Below are 388 nucleotides of genomic sequence, written 5' to 3'. Positions count from 1 at the left end.
CTAAAACTGAATCATCAAAACGAACTATTCGCGTCAACCAAGAAATTTTAAAAATTATTAGCGAATTAAAAGTTAACGGATATCAAGAAACATTTATGAATCAGTTTAAAACCTTGCCAACATCTGGAGCTGTAAATAAGGTTCTTAGAAACTCTTTAAAAGAGCTGGGTATAAATAAACACCGTTTTCACTTTCATTCGCTGAGGCACACACATGTGGCTTATTTACTGTCAAATGATGTAGATATCTATGTAATTAGTAAACGCCTTGGCCATTCTAACATCTCAACTACTACTAACGTCTATTCATATTTAATTGATGAATATAAAAACCGAGCTAATGATCAAATTGAAAATATTTTAGATAAATTAAATTCAAGCACAGAAAA

At 30.4% G+C, this 388-nt stretch carries 1 protein-coding gene; it reads left to right on the top strand.

The annotated features are described in order from the left end of the window. Window positions 1-388, top strand: a 388-nt coding sequence (locus tag FC87_RS06720) for a tyrosine-type recombinase/integrase (RefSeq protein ID WP_156656556.1), incomplete at both ends; no start/stop codon positions are given.

This window comes from Fructilactobacillus florum DSM 22689 = JCM 16035 (genome assembly GCF_001436645.1).
Classification (GTDB): Bacteria; Bacillota; Bacilli; order Lactobacillales; family Lactobacillaceae; genus Fructilactobacillus; species Fructilactobacillus florum.
This window is presented reverse-complemented; position numbering and strand designations above follow the sequence as displayed.